The sequence below is a fragment of the Micromonospora sp. H33 genome (assembly GCF_052068455.1).
Classification (GTDB): domain Bacteria; phylum Actinomycetota; class Actinomycetes; order Mycobacteriales; family Micromonosporaceae; genus Micromonospora.
In genome coordinates this window covers 44438-62555 of record NZ_JBQHDE010000014.1, presented here as the reverse complement: position 1 = coordinate 62555, position 18118 = coordinate 44438, and the positions used below count along the sequence as shown (strand labels likewise).

At 73.8% G+C, this 18118-nt stretch carries 18 protein-coding genes; 7 read left to right on the top strand and 11 right to left on the bottom strand.

Going from position 1 to position 18118, the window contains the following annotated elements:
- Positions 1-97 precede the first annotated feature (97 nt).
- Positions 98-1474: a PhoX family protein gene (locus tag ACTMS0_RS24475; protein ID WP_441157598.1), complete on the top strand. Its 1377-nt coding sequence runs from the start codon at positions 98-100 to the stop codon at positions 1472-1474.
- Between the two features lie 76 nt (positions 1475-1550).
- Here the strand turns inward: ACTMS0_RS24475 and ACTMS0_RS24470 are convergent, their stop codons facing one another.
- Genes ACTMS0_RS24470 through ACTMS0_RS24445 form a run of 6 tightly spaced genes read right to left on the bottom strand, consistent with a single transcriptional unit; the run spans position 1551 to position 8220 of the window.
- Entirely contained in the window at positions 1551-2894 is a 1344-nt protein-coding gene (locus ACTMS0_RS24470) for a glutamate mutase L (RefSeq protein WP_441157597.1), read from the bottom strand.
- Complete coding sequence (locus ACTMS0_RS24465; RefSeq protein WP_441157596.1) at positions 2891-3286, bottom strand: hotdog domain-containing protein; 396 nt, start codon at positions 3284-3286, stop codon at positions 2891-2893. Before ACTMS0_RS24465 ends, ACTMS0_RS24470 begins: the two co-directional genes overlap by 4 nt.
- The gene (locus ACTMS0_RS24460; RefSeq protein ID WP_441157595.1) at positions 3283-4044 is read right to left on the bottom strand and encodes an OAM dimerization domain-containing protein; all 762 of its coding nucleotides are present in this window, start codon (positions 4042-4044) and stop codon (positions 3283-3285) included. The genes ACTMS0_RS24465 and ACTMS0_RS24460 overlap by 4 nt, the downstream gene beginning before the upstream one ends.
- Positions 4041-5603: a lysine 5,6-aminomutase subunit alpha gene (locus tag ACTMS0_RS24455; RefSeq protein ID WP_441157594.1), complete on the bottom strand. Its 1563-nt coding sequence runs from the start codon at positions 5601-5603 to the stop codon at positions 4041-4043. The genes ACTMS0_RS24460 and ACTMS0_RS24455 overlap by 4 nt, the downstream gene beginning before the upstream one ends.
- Entirely contained in the window at positions 5600-7165 is a 1566-nt protein-coding gene (locus tag ACTMS0_RS24450; protein WP_441157593.1) for an amidohydrolase, read from the bottom strand. Before ACTMS0_RS24450 ends, ACTMS0_RS24455 begins: the two co-directional genes overlap by 4 nt.
- Positions 7166-7170: 5 nt before the next feature.
- Complete coding sequence (locus tag ACTMS0_RS24445) at positions 7171-8220, bottom strand: zinc-binding alcohol dehydrogenase (protein WP_441157685.1); 1050 nt, start codon at positions 8218-8220, stop codon at positions 7171-7173.
- A gap of 157 nt (positions 8221-8377) precedes the next feature.
- Here ACTMS0_RS24445 and ACTMS0_RS24440 point away from each other — a divergent pair, with 157 nt between their 5' ends.
- Complete coding sequence (locus ACTMS0_RS24440) at positions 8378-9784, top strand: KamA family radical SAM protein (protein ID WP_441157684.1); 1407 nt, start codon at positions 8378-8380, stop codon at positions 9782-9784.
- 101 nt (positions 9785-9885) lie between these two features.
- The gene (locus ACTMS0_RS24435) at positions 9886-11046 is read left to right on the top strand and encodes a low temperature requirement protein A (RefSeq protein ID WP_441157592.1); all 1161 of its coding nucleotides are present in this window, start codon (positions 9886-9888) and stop codon (positions 11044-11046) included.
- On the opposite strand, the gene ACTMS0_RS24430 is transcribed toward ACTMS0_RS24435, so the two are convergent.
- Positions 11024-11356 carry a YnfA family protein gene (locus tag ACTMS0_RS24430; protein WP_155332247.1) on the bottom strand — a complete coding sequence of 111 codons (333 nt, stop codon included), beginning with the start codon at positions 11354-11356 and terminating at the stop codon, positions 11024-11026. The two genes, ACTMS0_RS24435 and ACTMS0_RS24430, sit on opposite strands and share 23 nt — an antisense overlap.
- Before the next feature lie 102 nt (positions 11357-11458).
- Positions 11459-11653, bottom strand: a complete 195-nt coding sequence (locus ACTMS0_RS24425) for a CsbD family protein (RefSeq protein WP_441157591.1) — start codon at positions 11651-11653, stop codon at positions 11459-11461.
- Positions 11654-11824: 171 nt separating this feature from the next.
- Here ACTMS0_RS24425 and ACTMS0_RS24420 point away from each other — a divergent pair, with 171 nt between their 5' ends.
- Positions 11825-12436 (top strand): histidine phosphatase family protein, encoded by a 612-nt coding sequence (locus ACTMS0_RS24420; RefSeq protein ID WP_441157590.1) that lies wholly within the window; start codon positions 11825-11827, stop codon positions 12434-12436.
- Here ACTMS0_RS24420 and ACTMS0_RS24415 read toward each other — a convergent pair.
- The 3 genes from ACTMS0_RS24415 to ACTMS0_RS24405 all read right to left on the bottom strand — a co-directional run bounded on the left by ACTMS0_RS24415 (position 12366) and on the right by ACTMS0_RS24405 (position 15213).
- Entirely contained in the window at positions 12366-12872 is a 507-nt protein-coding gene (locus ACTMS0_RS24415; protein ID WP_441157589.1) for an Lrp/AsnC family transcriptional regulator, read from the bottom strand. The two genes, ACTMS0_RS24420 and ACTMS0_RS24415, sit on opposite strands and share 71 nt — an antisense overlap.
- An 86-nt stretch (positions 12873-12958) precedes the next feature.
- The gene (locus ACTMS0_RS24410; RefSeq protein ID WP_441157588.1) at positions 12959-14101 is read right to left on the bottom strand and encodes an acyl-CoA dehydrogenase family protein; all 1143 of its coding nucleotides are present in this window, start codon (positions 14099-14101) and stop codon (positions 12959-12961) included.
- Positions 14098-15213: a M24 family metallopeptidase gene (locus ACTMS0_RS24405; RefSeq protein ID WP_441157587.1), complete on the bottom strand. Its 1116-nt coding sequence runs from the start codon at positions 15211-15213 to the stop codon at positions 14098-14100. Before ACTMS0_RS24405 ends, ACTMS0_RS24410 begins: the two co-directional genes overlap by 4 nt.
- A gap of 207 nt (positions 15214-15420) precedes the next feature.
- Here ACTMS0_RS24405 and ACTMS0_RS24400 point away from each other — a divergent pair, with 207 nt between their 5' ends.
- The 3 genes from ACTMS0_RS24400 to ACTMS0_RS24390 all read left to right on the top strand — a co-directional run bounded on the left by ACTMS0_RS24400 (position 15421) and on the right by ACTMS0_RS24390 (position 18056).
- Positions 15421-15636: a hypothetical protein gene (locus tag ACTMS0_RS24400; RefSeq protein WP_441157586.1), complete on the top strand. Its 216-nt coding sequence runs from the start codon at positions 15421-15423 to the stop codon at positions 15634-15636.
- Between the two features lie 58 nt (positions 15637-15694).
- Positions 15695-16612 (top strand): 5'-3' exonuclease, encoded by a 918-nt coding sequence (locus tag ACTMS0_RS24395; RefSeq protein WP_441157585.1) that lies wholly within the window; start codon positions 15695-15697, stop codon positions 16610-16612.
- A gap of 154 nt (positions 16613-16766) precedes the next feature.
- Positions 16767-18056, top strand: a complete 1290-nt coding sequence (locus tag ACTMS0_RS24390; protein ID WP_441157584.1) for a YncE family protein — start codon at positions 16767-16769, stop codon at positions 18054-18056.
- The last annotated feature ends 62 nt before the right edge of the window (positions 18057-18118 follow it).

Sequence of the window (18118 nt, the reverse complement as noted above, 5' to 3'; positions counted from 1 at the left end):
GGGGTGGCGTTCGGCTGAGGTTCACACCGCATCCGGTGACGGCCGTCGCTGCCGCTCCTACCGTTGGGGCCGACACACCCGATTCCTGGAGGTCGATGTGACACCTGTGAACGGCATGGACCGGCGGGGACTGCTGCGCGGCGGGGTGACCGCGGCGGCGCTGGCCGCACTCGGCCCGCTGGACGCCCTCGGCGCCCGCACCGCCGGCGCCGCCCCGCTGGCGAAGCTGTCCGCCAGCCCCGACTACGGCCCGCTGTACCCGGTCAAGGACGCCGCCACGGGCCTGGAGCTGCTGCGCCTGCCCCGCGGCTTCGAGTACGTGAGCTACGGCTGGACCGGTGACGTGATGTCCGACGGCGTACGCACCCCCGGCGCCCACGACGGCATGGCCGCGTTCCGCCGCCCGGACGGCTTGGTCTCCCTGGTCCGCAACCACGAGCGCGGCGGCTACACCGGCGCGTTCACCACTCCCGCCTACAACCCGGCCGCCACCGGCGGCACCACGACGGTGGTGTTCGACCCGGACGCCGGGGAGTTCCTCGGCTCGTGGGCGACCCTGTCCGGGACGATCCGCAACTGCGCCGGCGGCCCCACTCCCTGGGGGACGTGGCTGACGTGCGAGGAGACCACCGAGATCGGCCCGGACGGCACCCGCCACGGGTACGTGTTCGAGGTGCCGCACACCGGCAAGGGTGACCCGCGGCCGCTGCGGCAGATGGGCCGGTTCAGCCACGAGGCGGTCGCCGTGGACCCGGCCACCGGCATCGTCTACCTCACCGAGGACGCCACCCCGTCGGGCCTGTACCGGTTCCTGCCGGCCACCCCGGGTGAGCTGGCCGCGGGCGGGGTGCTGCAGATGCTGGTGATCCCAACCGGGGACGGCTCCTCGTACTCCACCTACGCCGACGGCACGGGAACCGAGTACCGGGAACTGACGTGGGTGACGATCGACAACCCGGACTACGCGCCGGGCGAGGTGTCGCCGGTGCGGCAGGGCGCGGCGAAGGGCGCGGCGGTGTTCCGCCGCCTGGAGGGCGCCTGGTACGGCAACGAACGGATCTACGTCGTGTCGACCAGCGGCGGCCCGGCCGGGCAGGGGCAGGTCTTCGAGTACGACCCGGCGGCCGAGCGGATGCGGGTGCTGTTCGCCTCCCCCGACGCGACGGTGCTGAACAACCCGGACAACATCTGCGTCAGCCCGCGTGGCGGCATCGTGCTGTGCGAGGACGGCAGCTCCGGCGAGTACCTGCACGGCCTCACCACCGACGGGGAGATCTTCCCGTTCGCCCTGAACCAGGTGGTGATCCCGGCCGGTGGGGTGCCCGGCAGGTCGGTGCCGGCGGGTGACTACTCCGGGTCGGAGTGGTGCGGGTCGACGTTCGAGCCGCGCAACGGCAACTGGCTGTTCGTCAACGTGCAGAGCCCGGGCATCACGTTCGCGATCACCGGCCCGTGGCGGCGCGGGTCGCTGTGACGGTGCCGGCCGGCGGACGGAGCTGACCGCCGGACCGGCTGGGTGTTAACGGGGGCCCCTTGTACGACGCCAGGCGTTAACAGGGGGCCCTTCCGTGCAGCCGCAGCGCGAGGGCGCGGGCCGCCTCGGGGTGGTCGGCGGCGAGCAGGCCGGCGGCGGCCAGGACGTAGTCGACGTCGACGACGGGCCGGGCGGCGCGGGGCAGCGGCCACCCGCCGGCGTGGTCGGCGAGCACCGCCGCGAGCACGGCGGCGGCGTCGGCGGGCGGGGCGTGGCGCAGCACCCCGCCGGAACCGACGAGCAGCTTCACCTCCCGCAGGTCCCGGCCGGCGCGTTCCCCGGTGGCCGCGCCGCGGGCGTGCCGTCGCAGCGCCACCGTCGCGGCCAGGGCGGCGATCCGGGCGTCGACGGCCCGCTCGGCCGCGTCGCCGGGCAGGAAACCGGGATCGGCGGCCCGGGCGTGCGCGGCGCCGGTCAGCGCGTCGGCCTCGGCGGCGTCGACGAGCCGTTCCTCCACGGCCGCCCGGACGACCCCGGGGGCGCTCCACCGCATCCCCAGGTCCCCCTCGACGGTGCGGGCCCGCCACAGGCTGCCGGTGACCTCCCGAGCCGGGCCGGTCTCCCGTTCGTCGGGGGTGAGCACCGAGTACACGTCCGTGGTGGCGCCGCCGACGTCGACGACCGCCAGGTCCCCGCCGAGGGCGTCGGCGAGCACCTCCACCCCGGTGAGCACCGCGTCGGGGGTGGCCGCCCGCACCAGCCGCGGGAAGCGGGGACCGCGCGACAGCCGCTTGCCGCCGATGACGTGCCGCAGGAACACCTCCCGGATCGCCGCCCGCGCCCCCGTGGGGGCGAGCACCCCGATGCGGGGCAGCACGTTGTCGGCGACCGTGACCGGCACCTTCGCGGCGGTGAGCAGGGCGTGCAGGTCGTCGCGGACGTCGGCGTTGCCGGCGAGCACGACCGGCACCCGCCAGCGGGCCTTCGCCAGCCGGGACGCGTTGTGCGTGAGCGTGTCCGCGTCGCCGCCGTCGGTGCCGCCGACGAGCAGCACCACGTCGGGGCGGGCGGCCCGCAGCGCCGCCAGCTCGGGAGCGCCGAGCCGCCCCGCGGCCACGTGCACCACGTTCGCCCCGGCGGACAGGCCGACCCGCCGGCCGGCCTGCGCGGTGACGAGATGCTCGTACCCGATGACCGCCAGCCGCAGCCCACCACCGGCGGAGGAGCACACGTACCAAGGCGCGTCGCGGGCCGGCAGGCCGACGGTGGCCGCGGCGACGGCCGCGTCGAGGCCGTGCAGCACGTCGCTGGCGACCGTGGTGGGGGCAGCCGCCGCCGCGACCAGGCCACCGCCGTCGAGGTCGACCACCGCCACCTTCGTGTACGTGGAGCCGACGTCGGCGCAGACGGCGACGTTCACGCCGCCGGGGGTACGACCACGGTGCCGGTGGCGGTGACCGCCACGATCGGCGGGTCGAGAACCTCGGCGGCCGACGACTCCCCCTTGTCGGGGCGGCCCCGGCACACCACCCGCGCCTCGAAGTCGATGGTGCGGCTGCGGGTGCCCACCCGGGTGACCGTGGCGGTCACCTCCAGGACGTCGCCGGCCTTCATCGGCGCCGTGAACTGCACGTCCGAGTAGGACGCGAACAGTCCCTCGTCGCCGTCGGTGCGGATGCACACCTCCGTCGCGACGTCCCCGAACAGGCCCAGCGCGTACGCGCCGTCGACCAGGTTCCCCGCGTAGTGGGCGTGGGAGTACGGCACATACCGGCGGTGCGTCACCGTCACACCGAGCCGTGGGTCACTCATGCCTTCGCCTTCCGGTCCGTGATCAGGGCGTGCACCAGGTACGACGCCACCTCGCCGGGGGTGGTGCCCCGACCGAAGATCCGGTCGACGCCCAACTCGGCGGCCATCGTCTCGTCGAAGCGGGGCCCGCCGACGATCAGCAGCGGCCGACGCCCCGCGGGCATGGCCTCCCGGAACGCCGCCGACATCTCCCGCGTGTTGTGCAGGTGCGCGTCGCGCTGGGTGACCACCTGCGACACGAGCACCGCGTCGGCCCGCTCGGCACGGGCGGCCTCCACCAGCTCCGGCACGCTCACCTGGGCACCCAGGTTGGTGACCTTCAGCTCCCGGTAGTACTCCAGGCCCTTCTCCCCCGCGATGCCCTTGACGTTGAGGATCGCGTCGATGCCGACGGTGTGCGCGTCGGTGCCGATGCACGCCCCCACCACGGACAGCTTGCGCCGCAGCTTCCCCTTGACGACGGCGTTGACCTCCTTGGCGGACAGCAGCGGGAAGTGCCGCTCCATCACCTGCACCGCGGACAGGTCCACCAGGTGGTTCACCCGCCCGTACACGACGAAGAAGGTGAACCCGTCGCCGATGGGCTTGGCGTGCACCAGCATCGCCGGGTCGATGCCCATCTTCCCGGCGAGCTGGACCGCCGCGCCCTCGGCCCGCTTGTCGTGCGGCACCGGCAGCGTGAACGACACCTGCACCATGCCGTCGCCGGTGGTGTCCCCGTACGGCCGGACGATCTTCTTCTCCGCCGGGGCCGTCACGCGCGGTCTCCTTCCAGGATCTCGGTGGCCGGGTTGTAGTAGTCGGCCTCGTGCGACGCGACCCCGTCGAGGCCCTTGCCCCGGTCGGCGGGCCGCTTCATGATCCCGAACGTGCCCTCGGCGATCGCGGTGAGCAGCGACTGGTCGCCGATGCGCTCCAGCAGCTCCACCGCCTCGCCGAGCACCCGGTGGGCGCGCTGCTGGATGAACCCGCCCGGCGCGGGAACGAAGTCCTCGTGCAGCCCGCCCGCCGCGCCCAGCACGTACCGCACGTTCTGCAGGGCGATGTCCCGGTCGGACAGCCACGGCGTCACCACCGCCTCGGTCATCATGCCGACCAGCAGGATGCCCTGCCCGGTCATGGTGCCGACCAGGTTGAAGAACCCGTCGAGCAGGTTGCCGCGGAACACGTCGCCGGTCATGTGCTTCGTCGGCGGCATCCACTTCAGCGGCGCGTCGGGGAACAGCTCCCGCGCCAGCAGCGCGTGCGCCAACTCCAGGCGGAACGACTCCGGCAGGTCCGGGTTGATCTCGAACGCGTGCCCCAGCCCCAGCTGCCAGTCCGCCAGGCCCGCCTCGTGCGCGAAGTACTCGTTGAGCAGCTGCGACACCGTCACCGTGTGCGCCTCGTCCACCGCGTCGGCGGTGGTCAGGTAGTTGTCCTCACCGGTGTTGATGATGATCCCGGCCCGGGCGTGCACCTGCCGGGAGAACCGCTGGTCGACGAACGTGCGGATCGGGTTGATGTCGCGGAACAGGATCCCGTACATCGAGTCGTTGAGCATCATGTCCAGCCGTTCCAGGCCGGCCAGGGTCGCCATCTCCGGCATGCACAGCCCCGACGCGTAGTTCGTCAGCCGCACGTACCGGCCCAGTTCCTTCGACGAGGAGTCCAGCGCCGCCCGCATCAGCCGGAAGTTCTCCTGCGTGGCGTACGTGCCGGCGAACCCCTCCCGGGTGGCGCCCTCGGGCACGTAGTCCAGCAGCGACTGCCCGGTGGAGCGGATCACCGCGATCACGTCCGCCCCCGCCCGCGCGGCGGCCTGCGCCTGCGGGATGTCCTCGTAGATGTCCCCGGTCGCCACGATCAGGTAGATCCACGGCCGCTGCCGCGGATCCCCGTACCGCTTCACCAGGCGCTCGCGCTCGGCCCGCCGCCGGTCGATCTGCCGGATCCCGGCGGCGACCGCCCTCCGGGCGGCCCGGCGCGCGGCGGTCGCCGCCTTCCCGGTCGGCTGCACGAACCGCACCGACCCTGCGGCGGCCTTCTGCGCCAGCAGCGTCACGTCGGTGATCTGCTCCCGGGCCAGGGCGTCGAACACCGGCGCCGCCACCCCGTGCCCCAGACCCACGTCGGCCACCACCGCGTCCACCAGGCGGTTCACCCACGGGATGCCGTCCGGGTCCGCGCCGGTCACCCCGGCCAGCCGCAGCACCGCCCGCTCCACCGACACCGTCGTGTGGCTGCGCGCCAACTCCACCACCGGCGCCCCGGCGCGGGCCGCCAGCGCCCTCGCCCGCGCCACCAGCGCCGGATCCAGGTCAAGCTTGCCTGTCACGAACTACCTTCCTCATAGATCACCGCACCGCGCAGCACCGTGCGCCGGCACACCGGCAGCGGCGTCGGATCCTCCGGGCCGCGCGCCTCCGGGTCGTCGGACTGCAACACCGGCAGCCCCCGCTCCACGCCGGCCGGGGTGTCCCACACCGCGAACGTCGCCGGCGCCCCCAACGCGAGGACCCCCTCGGCGTCCAGGTGCACCGCCCGCCACCCGCCGCGCGTGTGCGCGGCGAACGCCGCCCGCACGCTCATCCGCTGCGCCGGGTTGTGGTGCGCGGCCGCCGCCCGCACCGACCCCCACGGGTCCAACGGCGTCACCGGCGAGTCCGACCCGAACGCCAACGCCACCCCGACGGAGTGCATCGCCCCCATCGGGTTCGACTCCAACGACCGCTGAAGGCCCAGCCGCGACTCGTACATGCGGCCCGCCCCGCCCCACAACCGGTCGAACGCCGGCTGCATCGACGCGACGATCCCGTACTCCACGAACCCGGCGATCAGCCGCTTGCTCATGATCTCCGCGTGCTCGACCCGGTGCCGCGCCGCCCGCACCCGGTCCGTGCCGAGCTTCTCCGCCGCCGCCGCGAACCCGTCGAGCACCGTCGAGATCGCCGCGTCCCCGATCGCGTGGAACCCGCCCTGCAAGCCGTGCGCCGCGCAGTCCAGCAGGTGGTCGCGCACCTGCTCCGCCGACAGGTACCCGTGCCCGCAGCCGTCCCCGTCCAGGTACGCCGCCGACACGTGCGCCGTCCGCGCCCCCAACGCCCCGTCCGCGAACAGGTCCCCACCGGCGCCCGCCGCGCCCAGCTCCCGGGCCCGCGCCGCGCCGCCCAGCTCACCCCAGTACCCGTACACCTCCGGCACGCCCGCACCGGAGACCGCCAGCAGGCCGGTGAAGTCCTCCTCGTCGGAGATCTCCGGACCGCCGCACTCGTGCACCGCCGCGATGCCCAGCGACGCCGCGTGCTCGAGGGCCACCCGCTGCGCCGCGACCCGCTGCGCCCGGCTCACCGACCCGAACGCCGCCGCCCGCACCACGTGGTGCGCGTCCCGCCGCAGCCACCCCGACGCGTCGTACCCCGCCGCGGCCACCACCTCCGAGCGCGCCGCCAGCAACGCCCGCGACACCAGCGCCGAGTGGATCGACGCCTGCGACAGGTACACCCGCCGACCCCCGGCCGCCCGGTCCACCTCGTCGGCGTCCGGCGGCCGCGGCACCGGCCAGCTCGACTCGTCCCAGCCGTGCCCCAGCACCACCGCGTCCGCCGGCAGACCACCGGCGAACACCGCCACCGCATCCAGCAGCTCCGCCGCCGACCGCACCCCGGACACGTCCAGCCCCGACAACGCCAGCCCGGTGTCCGTGGCGTGCACGTGCGCGTCCACGAACGCCGGCGTCACCAACGCCCCGGCCAGGTCCACCACCCGGTCGGCGGACGGCGCGTCCGCGTCCGACCCCAGCCAGGCGATCCGGCCACCGGACACCAGCAGGGCCGTCGCGCCCGGGTCGGCGGGACAGTGCAGCACACCACCGCGGTACAGAGTCGAGGGGTTCGTCATGGCACTCAGTCTGCCGCCAACCGCGCCTCGAACAGCCGGCGCACCCCCGGCTCGGCACGCAGCACATCCAGCGCGAACTCCGCGTGACCCGGCACGTACCCGTTGCCCACCAGCATCGTCACGTCCGCCGCCAGACCCTCCGCGCCCAGCGCCGCCGCCGCGAAACTCGTCGCCATCGAGAAGAAGATCACCGTGCCGCCGTCGGCCGTGGCCAGCACCGCCCCGTGCTCACAACCCGGCACGTCCACGCACACCACGGTCACGTCCGCCGGCGCCCCCAGCGCCGACGTCACCGCCGTCGACAGCCCCACCGGATCCCGGGCGTCGGCCAACGCCACCACGTCAGCCACCCCCGCCGCCGCCAGCGCGTCGCGCTCCGCGTCCACCGGAACCACCCCGACCGTACGCCCGGCGCCCGCCCGCCGCGCCGCCGCGAGCGACAGCGACCCGCTCTTGCCGGCGCCACCGATCACCGCCACGCTGACCGGCCGGGCGTCCCCCTCGCGCGCCCGGCCGGCCACGTATCGCCGCACCACCCGCGCGGTCAGCGCCGGCGCCCCGCACACGTCCAGCACGGCCAGGGACAGCTCCGGGTGCAGGTCCGACGGCAGCACCGCCGCGATCGACCGGGCGAACAGGATCGCGTACCCGTCGCACGGCACCTGCTCGCTGCGCCCGTCCCACCGGGCCAGCCCGTCGAGGATCCGCAGCGGCGTCAGCGTGAGCGACACCAGCGTCGCCACCCGGTCCCCCGCGGTGAGCCCGAGCGGCGACCGCCGGCCCACCTCCTCCACCGTGCCGATGAGCATGCCGCCCGAACCGGTCACCGGGTTCTGCATCTTCCCCCGGGTCGACACGATCTCCAGCACCTCGGCGCGGACCTTCTCCCCGTCGCCGCCGTGCTTCTCCGACAACTGCCGGAAGCTCGCGGCGTCCAGGTTCAGCCGCTCCACCCGGATCCGCACCTCGTTCGGCGCGATCTCCGGACTCGCGTCCAGCCGCCACGCCGCCTGCGGCAGCACGCCCGCCGGCTCCAGAACGCGGTGCAGACCCACCGGTGACGTCACGCCGACCTCCCTCTCCGACCGCTCGAAGCCCCGGCCAGGACTCGCGTAGCGGGAAAACTTCCGGCAGACTAATTCCTTCACCGGATATTTTCCAGTAGCGTACGTGACCGTTGATCGCCCGCACCACACCCACGAGGAGGGGGACGTGACCCAGACCCACCCGGTGGAGGCCATCCCCGCGCCCCAGCACGCGCCGGCCCCCACCCCCACCGCCGGACAGCCGTACGAATACCGCCGCGCCCCCCTCGTCGAGCCCGACTGGACCCGCTTCCCCGGCTGGCGCCACGTCACCCGCGACCAGTGGGAGAGCGCCCAGTGGCAGCGCGTCAACTGCGTCAAGAACATCAAGCAGCTCCGCGCCGTCCTCGGCGACCTCGTCGACGAGACCTTCTACGCCGACCTCGAGGCCGACCAGAAGGCCCTGGCCACCATGTCCATGCTGGTGCCGCCGCAGATGCTCAACACCATGGTCCCGTTCGCGCCGATGACCACCGAGGCGCTCTACGCCGACCCCATCCGGCGCTACATGATCCCCGTCGCCTCCGACCGGCGCACCGACTGGCCCTCACACCCCTACGCCAGCCGCGACAGCCTCCACGAGCACGACATGTGGGTCGCCGAAGGCCTCACCCACCGCTACCCCACCAAGGTCCTCGCCGAACTGCTCTCCACCTGCCCGCAGTACTGCGGCCACTGCACCCGCATGGACCTGGTCGGCAACTCCACCCCCGCCGTCGACAAGCTCAAGCTCACCCTCAAGCCCGTCGACCGCTACGACGCCCACATCACCTACCTCAAGGCCCACCCCGGCGTCCGCGACGTGGTCGTCTCCGGCGGCGACGTCGCCAACGTGCCGTGGCGCAACCTCGAGTCCTACCTGATGCGGCTCCTCGACATCGAGACCGTCCGCGACATCCGGCTCGCCACCAAGGCCCTCATGGGCCTGCCGCAGCACTGGCTCCAGCCCGACGTCGTCGAAGGCCTCGAACGGGTCGCGCGCACCGCCGCCCGACGTGGCGTCAACCTCGCCATCCACACCCACGTCAACCACGCCCAGTCGCTCACCCCGCTGGTCGCCAAGGCCGCCCAGACCGCCCTCGACGTCGGCGTCCGCGACGTCCGCAACCAGGGCGTCCTCATGCGCGGCGTCAACGCCACCGCCCCCGACCTGCTCGACCTCTGCTTCGCCCTGCAGGGCGAAGCCGGGATCCTGCCGTACTACTTCTACATGTGCGACATGATCCCCAACGCCGAACACTGGCGGGTCCCGGTCTGGCACGCCCAGCAACTCCAGCACGACATCATGGGCTACCTGCCCGGCTACGCCACCCCGCGCATCGTCTGCGACGTCCCCTTCGTCGGCAAGCGCTGGGTCCACATGCTCACCGAGTACGACCGCGACCGCGGCATCTCGTACTGGACCAAGAACTACCGCACCTCCATCGAGTCCGCCGACCTGGAGGCCCTCAACAAGCGGTACGCCTACTACGACCCGATCGACACCCTGCCCGAGGCCGGCCAGGCCTGGTGGGACGCCCACCGCGACGACTGACCCGCCCGCTCCCCGATCACCCCCGGCGTCGCCCCGCGCGACCCGGGGGTGATCGTCCTGTCCGCCCTCGCCCGGCCGCCGCCAACGGCTAACGTCACGCCATGCCCAGAGAGCGCCGCGACCAGAACACCGACACCGACGTCGCCGACCGGGCCACCCCCGTCGAAATCTTCTTCGACGTCGTCTTCGTCCTCACCGTCACCCAACTCGCCGACCTGCTGGAGCACGACCTCAACTGGACCGGCGTCGGCCAGACCGTCCTGATCCTCGGCCTGCTCTGGTACCTCTACAGCGGCTACGCCTGGCTCACCAACCACGTCCCACCCCGCCGCCCCGCCCGCAAACTCCTCCTCTTCGGCGGCATGGCCGGCTTCCTCCTCACCGCCGTCGCCATCCCCGACGCCTTCACCGGCAGCGGCCTGCTCTTCGGCATCGGTTACCTGATCGTGGTCACCGTCCACCTCGGCCTGTTCAGCCAGAGCACCGCCCGGGCCGGCGTCCGCCGTCTCGCCCCGTACAACCTCGGCGCCGCCGCCCTCATCCTCGCCGCCGGCCTGCTCACCGGACCCGCCGTGCCGGTCCTCTGGGTCGCCGCCATCTTCACCCAGACCGTCCTGCCCTACCTGCTGCCCGGTCGCTCCTGGCTCGGCGCCGCCGCCAGCTTCCACATCCGCCCCGCCCACTTCGTCGAACGGCACGGCCTGCTCGTCATCGTCGCCCTCGGTGAGACCGTCGTCGCCATCGGCATGGGCGCCCCGCTGGACCACATCAGCCCCGCCGTCGCCGGCGCCGTCGTGATGGCCCTCGCCCTTCCGGCCACCCTCTGGTGGACCTACTTCACCGACACCGCAGCCGGCGAGGCAGCCCTCGAACACGCCGACCCTGCAGGGCGAGCACGCCTGTCCGCCCGCGTCTACATCCTCACCCACTTCGTCCTGCTGCTCGGCATCATCGCCACCGCCACCGGCCTGCACGCTGTGGTCGCCCACCCCGACACCCCGGCCGGCTGGCCGTCCGCGCTCGCCCTCACCGCCGGCGTGGCCCTGTTCCTCGCCGCCATCGCCGACCTCCGCCACACGGTCGGCGTCGGGCGCACCGGCAGCCGCCTCGCCACCGCCGCGCTCGTGCTGGCCACCACACCCGTCGGCGCGAGCGTCAACTCAGCCCTGCACCTCGGCGTCGTGATCGCCCTGATGGTCGTGATGCTGCGGATCGACGGGCACCGCCCCGGCGCGCCGGTCAGCCGCGTGGCGCGTACATGATCACTGCGACACCGACCAGGCAGATCGCCGCGCCCACCAGGTCCCACCGGTCCGGGCGGAACCCGTCCACCAGCACGCCCCACACCAGCGAGCCCGCCACGAACACGCCCCCGTACGCGGCCAGGATCCGCCCGAAGTGCGGATCCGGCTGGAACGTCGCCACGAACCCGTAGGCGCCCAGGGCCAGCACCCCCGCCGCCACCCACCACAGGCCGCGGTGCTCCCGCCAGCCCTGCCACACCAGCCACGCGCCACCGATCTCGGCCAGCGCGGCCAGCACGAACAACACCAGGGAACGCGCCACGGTCACGGACAGCCACCCTACCGCCCGACGGTGAGCCGGTACCCCGACGTACCCGGACGCGGCGACGGGCCCCGGGGGTAGTCGCCCCGGGGCCCGTCGTGCCGGCCGTCAGCGCTTGACCGCGCTCTTCACGTCACGACCCGCCTGCTTGGCGTGCTCGCCCGCCTGCCGGGCCCGCGCGTCGCTCTGCTGCGTCGCGCCCTCGGCGCGCATCCGCTCGTTGTGCGTCGCGTCGCCGATGCGTTCCTTGGCGACGCCGGTCAACTCGTCGACCTTGCTCCTGGCCTTGTCGGCGAAGCTCATCTCCGCTCCCCTCGGTCGAGTTCGGCCTTCCGCAACGGGTTCCCGCCTCGTCGGTGGCCATGCCGGGCCGCGGTGACCGTCCGCACGTCGTGTAAGGCGTCCTAGGAAGATAGCCTGAGGCGGGTCGGCGTCGCGGTGCGGACCGGCCAGAACGGGTGGTTGACTGGGCGAATGGGCGAGATCCTCCTCATCCGGCACGGCGAGACCACCTGGAGCGCCAGCCACCGGCACACCTCGTACACCGATCTCGCGCTGACCCCCGACGGTGAGCGGCAGGCCCGCGCGCTCGGCGAACTCCTCGCCGGCCGGCGGTTCGTCGCGGTGCTCACCAGTCCCCGCGCCCGGGCCCTGCGCACCGCCCAGCTCGCCGGGCTCACCGACGCCCGGGTCGACGAGGACCTCGCCGAATGGCACTACGGCGAGTACGAAGGCCGCACCACGGCCGAGATCCGCGAGGACCGGCCCGACTGGTCGATCTGGACCGACGGCGCCCCCGGCGGCGAGTCACCCGACCAGGTGGCCGCCCGGCTGGACCGGGTCCTCGCGCGGGTCACCCCGCTGCTCGAGCACGGCCCGGTCGCACTGGTCGGCCACGCGCACAGCCTGCGCATCGCCGGCGCGCGGTGGATCGGCCTGCCGCCCGTCGCCGGCGGCCGGCTGCGGCTCGACACCGCCACCGTCAGCGTCCTCGGCCACGAACACGGCCGGCAGGTCATCCTGCGGTGGAACCAGCCGCCTCCCCCGCCGCCCATCCCCGCGACCGAGACGGCGGCTCGCCACTGATCTTCGGCGGCCGGTTCTCGTACGGCGTGGACAGCACCACCGTCGTACGGGTGGTCACGTTCGCCGACGTGCGAATCTCCTGGAGCACCCGCTCCAGGTCCGCCGGGCCGGCCACCCGCACCAGCAACAGGTAGAAGTCCTCCCCCGCCACCGAGTAGCAGGAGTCGATCTCCGGCAGGTGGGCCAGCCGCTCCGGCGCGTCGTCCGGCTGCGACGGGTCGAACGGCCGGATCGCCACGAACGCCGTCAACGGCAGGTCCAGGGCCTCGAAGGAGACGCGCGCCGCGTACCCCTTGATCACACGGCGCTGCTCCAGCCGGCGGACCCGCTGGTGCACGGCGGACACCGACAGGCCCACCTTCTCCGCCAGGTCCGTGTACGACAGCCGGCCGTCGGCGGTCAGCGCGGCGACGATGGCGCGGTCGATCTCCTCCACGGCGAGCAACCTACCGGGAAAACCCCGCCGGTGCGACGAGGGGCCCGCCGGCCGTCACGCCCGGCGGGCCGACCCGTCGCGTACCGTCAGCCCTTCGCCAGCGCGCGGGAGATCACCAGGCGCTGGATCTGGTTGGTGCCCTCGACGATCTGCAGCACCTTCGCCTCGCGCATGTACCGCTCGACCGGGTGGTCGCTGACGTAGCCGGCACCGCCGAGCACCTGCACCGCGTCGGTGGTGACCCGCATCGCCACGTCCGTGGCGAACAGCTTCGCCTTGGCCGCCTCGATCGAGTACGGCCGGCCGGCGTCGCGCAGCCGCGCCGCGGTCAGCATCAGCGCCCGCGCGGCCGAGATCTGGGTGGCGTGGTCGGCGAGCATGAAGCCCAGCCCCTGGAAGTCGATGATCGCCCGACCGAACTGCTGCCGCTCCTTCGCGTACGCGACCGCGTAGTCCAGCGCCGCCTGGGCGAGGCCGACCGCGCACGCCGCGATGCCGAGCCGGCCCGAGTCCAGCGCGGACATCGCGATGGTGAAGCCCGCCCCCTCCCCGCCGATCAGCCGGTCGGCCGGCACCCGCGCGTCGTCGAAGGCGATCTGCGCCACCGGCGAGGCGTGCAGGCCCATCGTCCGCTCCGCCGCCTGCGGGTGGATGCCCGGCGTGGCCCGGTCGGCCAGCAGGCAGGAGATGCCCTTCGGCCCAGGCCCGCCGGTACGGCAGAAGATGTTGTAGAAGTCGGCCACCCGGGCGTGCGTGATCCACGCCTTGGTGCCGGTGACGACGTAGGTGTCGCCGTCGCGCACGGCCTTCGTGGTCAGGGCGGCGGCGTCCGAGCCACCCTGCGGCTCCGACAGGCAGTACGCGCCCAGCAGCTCCCCGCCGATCATGTCGGGCAGCAGCTTGCGCTGCTCGTCGGTGCCGTACTGCGCGAGGGGGTAGCAGGACAGGGTGTGCACGCTGACCGCCTCGGCGACCGCGAGCCACCGGCTGGCCAGGATCTCGAGCACCTGGACGTACACCTCGTACGGCTGGGCGGCCCCGCCGTACTCCTCCGGGTAGGGCAGGCCGAGCAGGCCCGCCCGGCCCAGGGTGCGCAGCACCTCCCGGGGGAACTCGGCGCGCTCCTCGGAGCCGGCGGCCCTGGGGGCGAGTTCCCGGTCGGCGAGTTCGGTGGCGAGGTCCAGCAGGTCGTGGGCCTCGTCGGTGGGGAGGATCCGGTCGACAGTCATAGCGCGATGAGCTCCGTGGGGGTGGTGTTGAGCCGTCGTACGCCGTCCGTCGTGCAGACGACGATGTCCTCGATGCGGGCGCCGTGCCGCCCGGCGAGGTAGATCCCGGGTTCGATCGAGAAGGCCATGCCCGGCTCCAGCGCCCGGCCGTTGCCGGTCACCACGTACGGCTCCTCGTGGCCGTCCAGCCCGATGCCGTGACCGGTGCGGTGCAGGAACGCGTCGCCGTAGCCGGCGTCGGCGATCAGGTCGCGCGCGGCGGCGTCGACCGCCTCGGCGCTCACGCCGGGGCGTACCGCGGCCACGGCGGCACGCTGGGCGGCGTGCAGCACCGCGTAGTAGTCGGTGAACTCCGCCGGGGCGGGCCCGCCGGCGACGTAGGTGCGGGTGCAGTCCGAGCGGTACCCCGACGGCATCGTGCCGCCGATGTCCACCACCACCGGCTCGCCGGCGCCGATCGGTCGGTCCGAGGTGCCGTGGTGCGGGCTCGCGCCGTTCGGGCCGGCGGCGACGATGACGAAGTCGACGGTGACGTGCCCGGCGGCCCGGATCGCCGCGGCGATGTCGGCGGCGACCTCGCTCTCGGTACGCCCCGGCCGCAGCCACTGCCCCATCCGCTCGTGCACCGCGTCGATCGCGGCGCCCGCCTCGGCGAGGGCCGCGACCTCCACCGGGGACTTGCGGATGCGCAGCTCGCGCAACACCTCGGAGGCGAGGCGCTGGCTCGCGCCCGGCAGCGCGGCGCGCAGCGCCAGGACCTGCTCCGCCCACATCCGGTCGGCCAGGCCGACCGCCGCGACCGGCCCGCCGAGGGCGGCCGTGACCAGGGGGTACGGGTCGGTGCCGTCGGCGTGGTCGACGATGCGGACGCCGGTGGCCGGTGCCGGGGACGCCTCGGCGGCGGGGCGTTCCAGGGTGGGCACGATCAGCGTCGGGTCCCCCTCGGCGAGCAGCACCAGCAGGGTGAGCCGCTCCCCGGCGTGCGCGTCGTAGCCGGTCAGGTAGCGCAGATCCGACCCGGGGCTGAGCAGCAGCGCGTCCAGGCCGGCGGCGGCGGTGGCGCGCTGCGCGGCGGCCAGCCGGGCCGGCGGGTACAGCTCGTCGGTTCCCACCCGCTCAGCTTAACGCTCGTTCGGCTCAGCACCCGGCCGTGCCCCGAGCGCCGGCTCACGCGGCCCGCCGTGCCCGCAGCGGGTCACCCGCGCCGCAGCCCCGCCGGCGGCGGCCGGCGCGGCGGCCTTGGCGCGTTCCGCGCACGCCGGCACCGGGGCGCCGATAGCCTCGGAACAGACCCTGACCGGACGAAGGGACCGACGACCGTGGCAGGTAGCGACCGCGCCGAGACGCGCCGGCGGCGGCTGCTCTGGTCCGGCGTCCTCGCCCTCGCCGGACTGGTGCTGCTCGTCATCGGGCTCACCGTCGCCGACGGCGTCGCCGCCTGGGTCGAGGTGGTGGCGGCCATCCTGCTGCTGCTGGCCAGCTACGGGGTTCAGTACGTGGCCCGACGGGGGACCCTCTACCGGGACCGGGGCTGACCCGCCACCGGCGCGGGCGTCCACCCGGACGTCGGTGCCGTGTGCCAGGCTGTCGGGCGTGACAGCCCCGATCATGCTCGTCGACGCGCCCAGCCTCTACTTCCGGGCGTACTTCGGCATCCCCGAGTCCGCCGCCACCGCGCCCGACGGCCAGCCGGTCAACGCCGTACGCGGCTTCATGGACATGCTGGCGACCCTGGTCCGCACGCGACGGCCGGGGCGGATGGTCTGCGCGATGGACCACGACTGGCGGCCCGACTGGCGGGTGGCGCTGCTGCCGTCGTACAAGGCGCACCGGGTCGCGCCGGAGGGCGGTGAGGTGGTGCCGGACACGCTCACCCCGCAGGTGCCGGTGATCCTCGAGGTGCTCGACGCCCTGGGCATCACCACCGTCGGCGCCGCCGGGTACGAGGCCGACGACGTGCTCGGCACGCTGTCGGTCACGCAGCCCGGGCCGGTCGAGGTGGTCTCCGGCGACCGGGACCTGTTCCAACTGGTCGACGACACCCGGGACGTGCGGCTGCTCTACATCGGGCGGGGCGTGGCCAAACTGGAGGACTGCGACGACATCGCCGTGCGCTCCCGCTACGGGGTGCCCGCCGCCCGGTACGCGGACTTCGCCGCCCTGCGCGGCGATCCCAGCGACGGGCTGCCCGGCGTGCCGGGCGTCGGGGAGAAGACGGCTGCCCGCCTCGTCGACCGGTACGGCGACATCGACAGCATCCTCGCCGCCCTGGACGATCCCGGCTCGGGCTTCGCACCCGGGCTGCGGACGAAGCTCGCCGCCGCCCGGGACTACCTGGCCGTCGCTCCGAAGGTGGTCCGGGTCGCCCTCGACGTGCCACTGCCCGACCTGCCCACCGACCTGCCGACCGCGCCGGCCGATCCGGAGCGGCTGCTCGACCTCGCCGAACGGTGGAACCTGGCCGGCTCCGCCCGCCGTCTGGTCGACGCCCTCGCCACCCGCGCCGGCTGACCGCTCCCGTTCCGCGAGCGGCATGCCTGCCATCCCGGCCGCCGCCCGGCATCGGGTTGGTCGGGGCGACGTCTCTCTTCCCGGGCGCTCCATCGATGTGTTTTGATTGTTACCGCCAGGTAACAGAGGAACACTCGCGTTTCTGGAGGCCGCCGTGACCCCGTTACGACACCGCGCGCCACAGTCCCGTCCACCGCTCGGCCGTCGTGCACGCCGAGCCGTCGCCGCCGTCCTCGCCGCCGCTCTCACGGGCACGCTCGTCGGCGCGGTACCGGCGCCGTCGGCGGCGACGACCGCCCTGCGGCAGGTGATGTTCGTCGGCAACAACTGGGACGGCACCGTCGACGTCATCGACGCCGGCGGCGACTACGCCCGGATCGGCCGGCTCGACGCCATCCCCGACCGGGCGACCCGCCTCGGGGAGATCTACCGCGACCCGGTACGGCTGGCGTTCTTCCTCGGCATCCGGCTCGGCCCGGGCGAGGGACACGACCAGTTCGTCGACGACATGTACACCACACCGGACGGCAGCTCGCTGGTGATCTCCCGGCCCAGCTTCGCCGATGTCGTCTCCCTCGACCTGACCACCGGCGCCGTGCGGTGGCGCTTCCCCGTCTCCGGGTACCGGTCGGACCACATGGCCGTCTCGCCGGACGGCCGCCGAGTCGCCGTCTCCGCCTCCACCTCGAACAGGGTCCACGTCCTCGACATCGTCACCGGTCGCGAGATCGGCTCGTTCCGGGCCGGCGACAAGCCGCACGAGAACATCTTCACCGCCGACGGCCGGTACCTGTGGAACATGTCGATCGGCGAGGTCAACACCGCGCTCGACGCGCCGTGGCTCGACTGGACCAAGGGCGACCGGCGCATCACCGTCGCCGACGCCACCACCTTCGAGGTGGTCCGGGTCGTCGACATGCGGGAGCGGCTGGACCGGTTCGGACGCGAGGACCTGTCCGATGCCGTGCGCCCGGCCGTCTTCACCCCCGACGAGACCACCCTCTACTTCCAGGTGTCGTTCTTCAACGGCCTGATCGAGTACGACGTGGCAACCGACCGGATCACCCGCGTCCGTACCCTGCCGGCCAACCCTCGCACCGATCCGGACCGCACCACCTGGGTCAACGACTCGCGCCACCACGGGCTGTCGATGAGCCCCGACGGCACGAAGGTCTGTGTCGCCGGGACCATGGACGACTACGCCACGGTGGTGGACCGGGCCACCCTCCAGGAGGGTCCGCTGGTGCCGGCGAGCAAGCCGTACTGGGCGACCGTCAGCGCCGACGGCCGGCACTGCGTGATCTCCGAGGCGGGCGCCGACCGGATCAGCGCGATCGACTTCGCCACGGGGCAGCGGGTGGCGTCCGTGCCCGTCGGTGACCACCCGCAGCGCGTCCGCATCGGCCGGGTACCCGTCGGCTGGACCGCCCCCACCCCCCGCTGACCGCCCGCGCGGGTCAGCGGGAGTGTCATCGCGGTGGGACGGGAACGAGGTGCCGACGGACG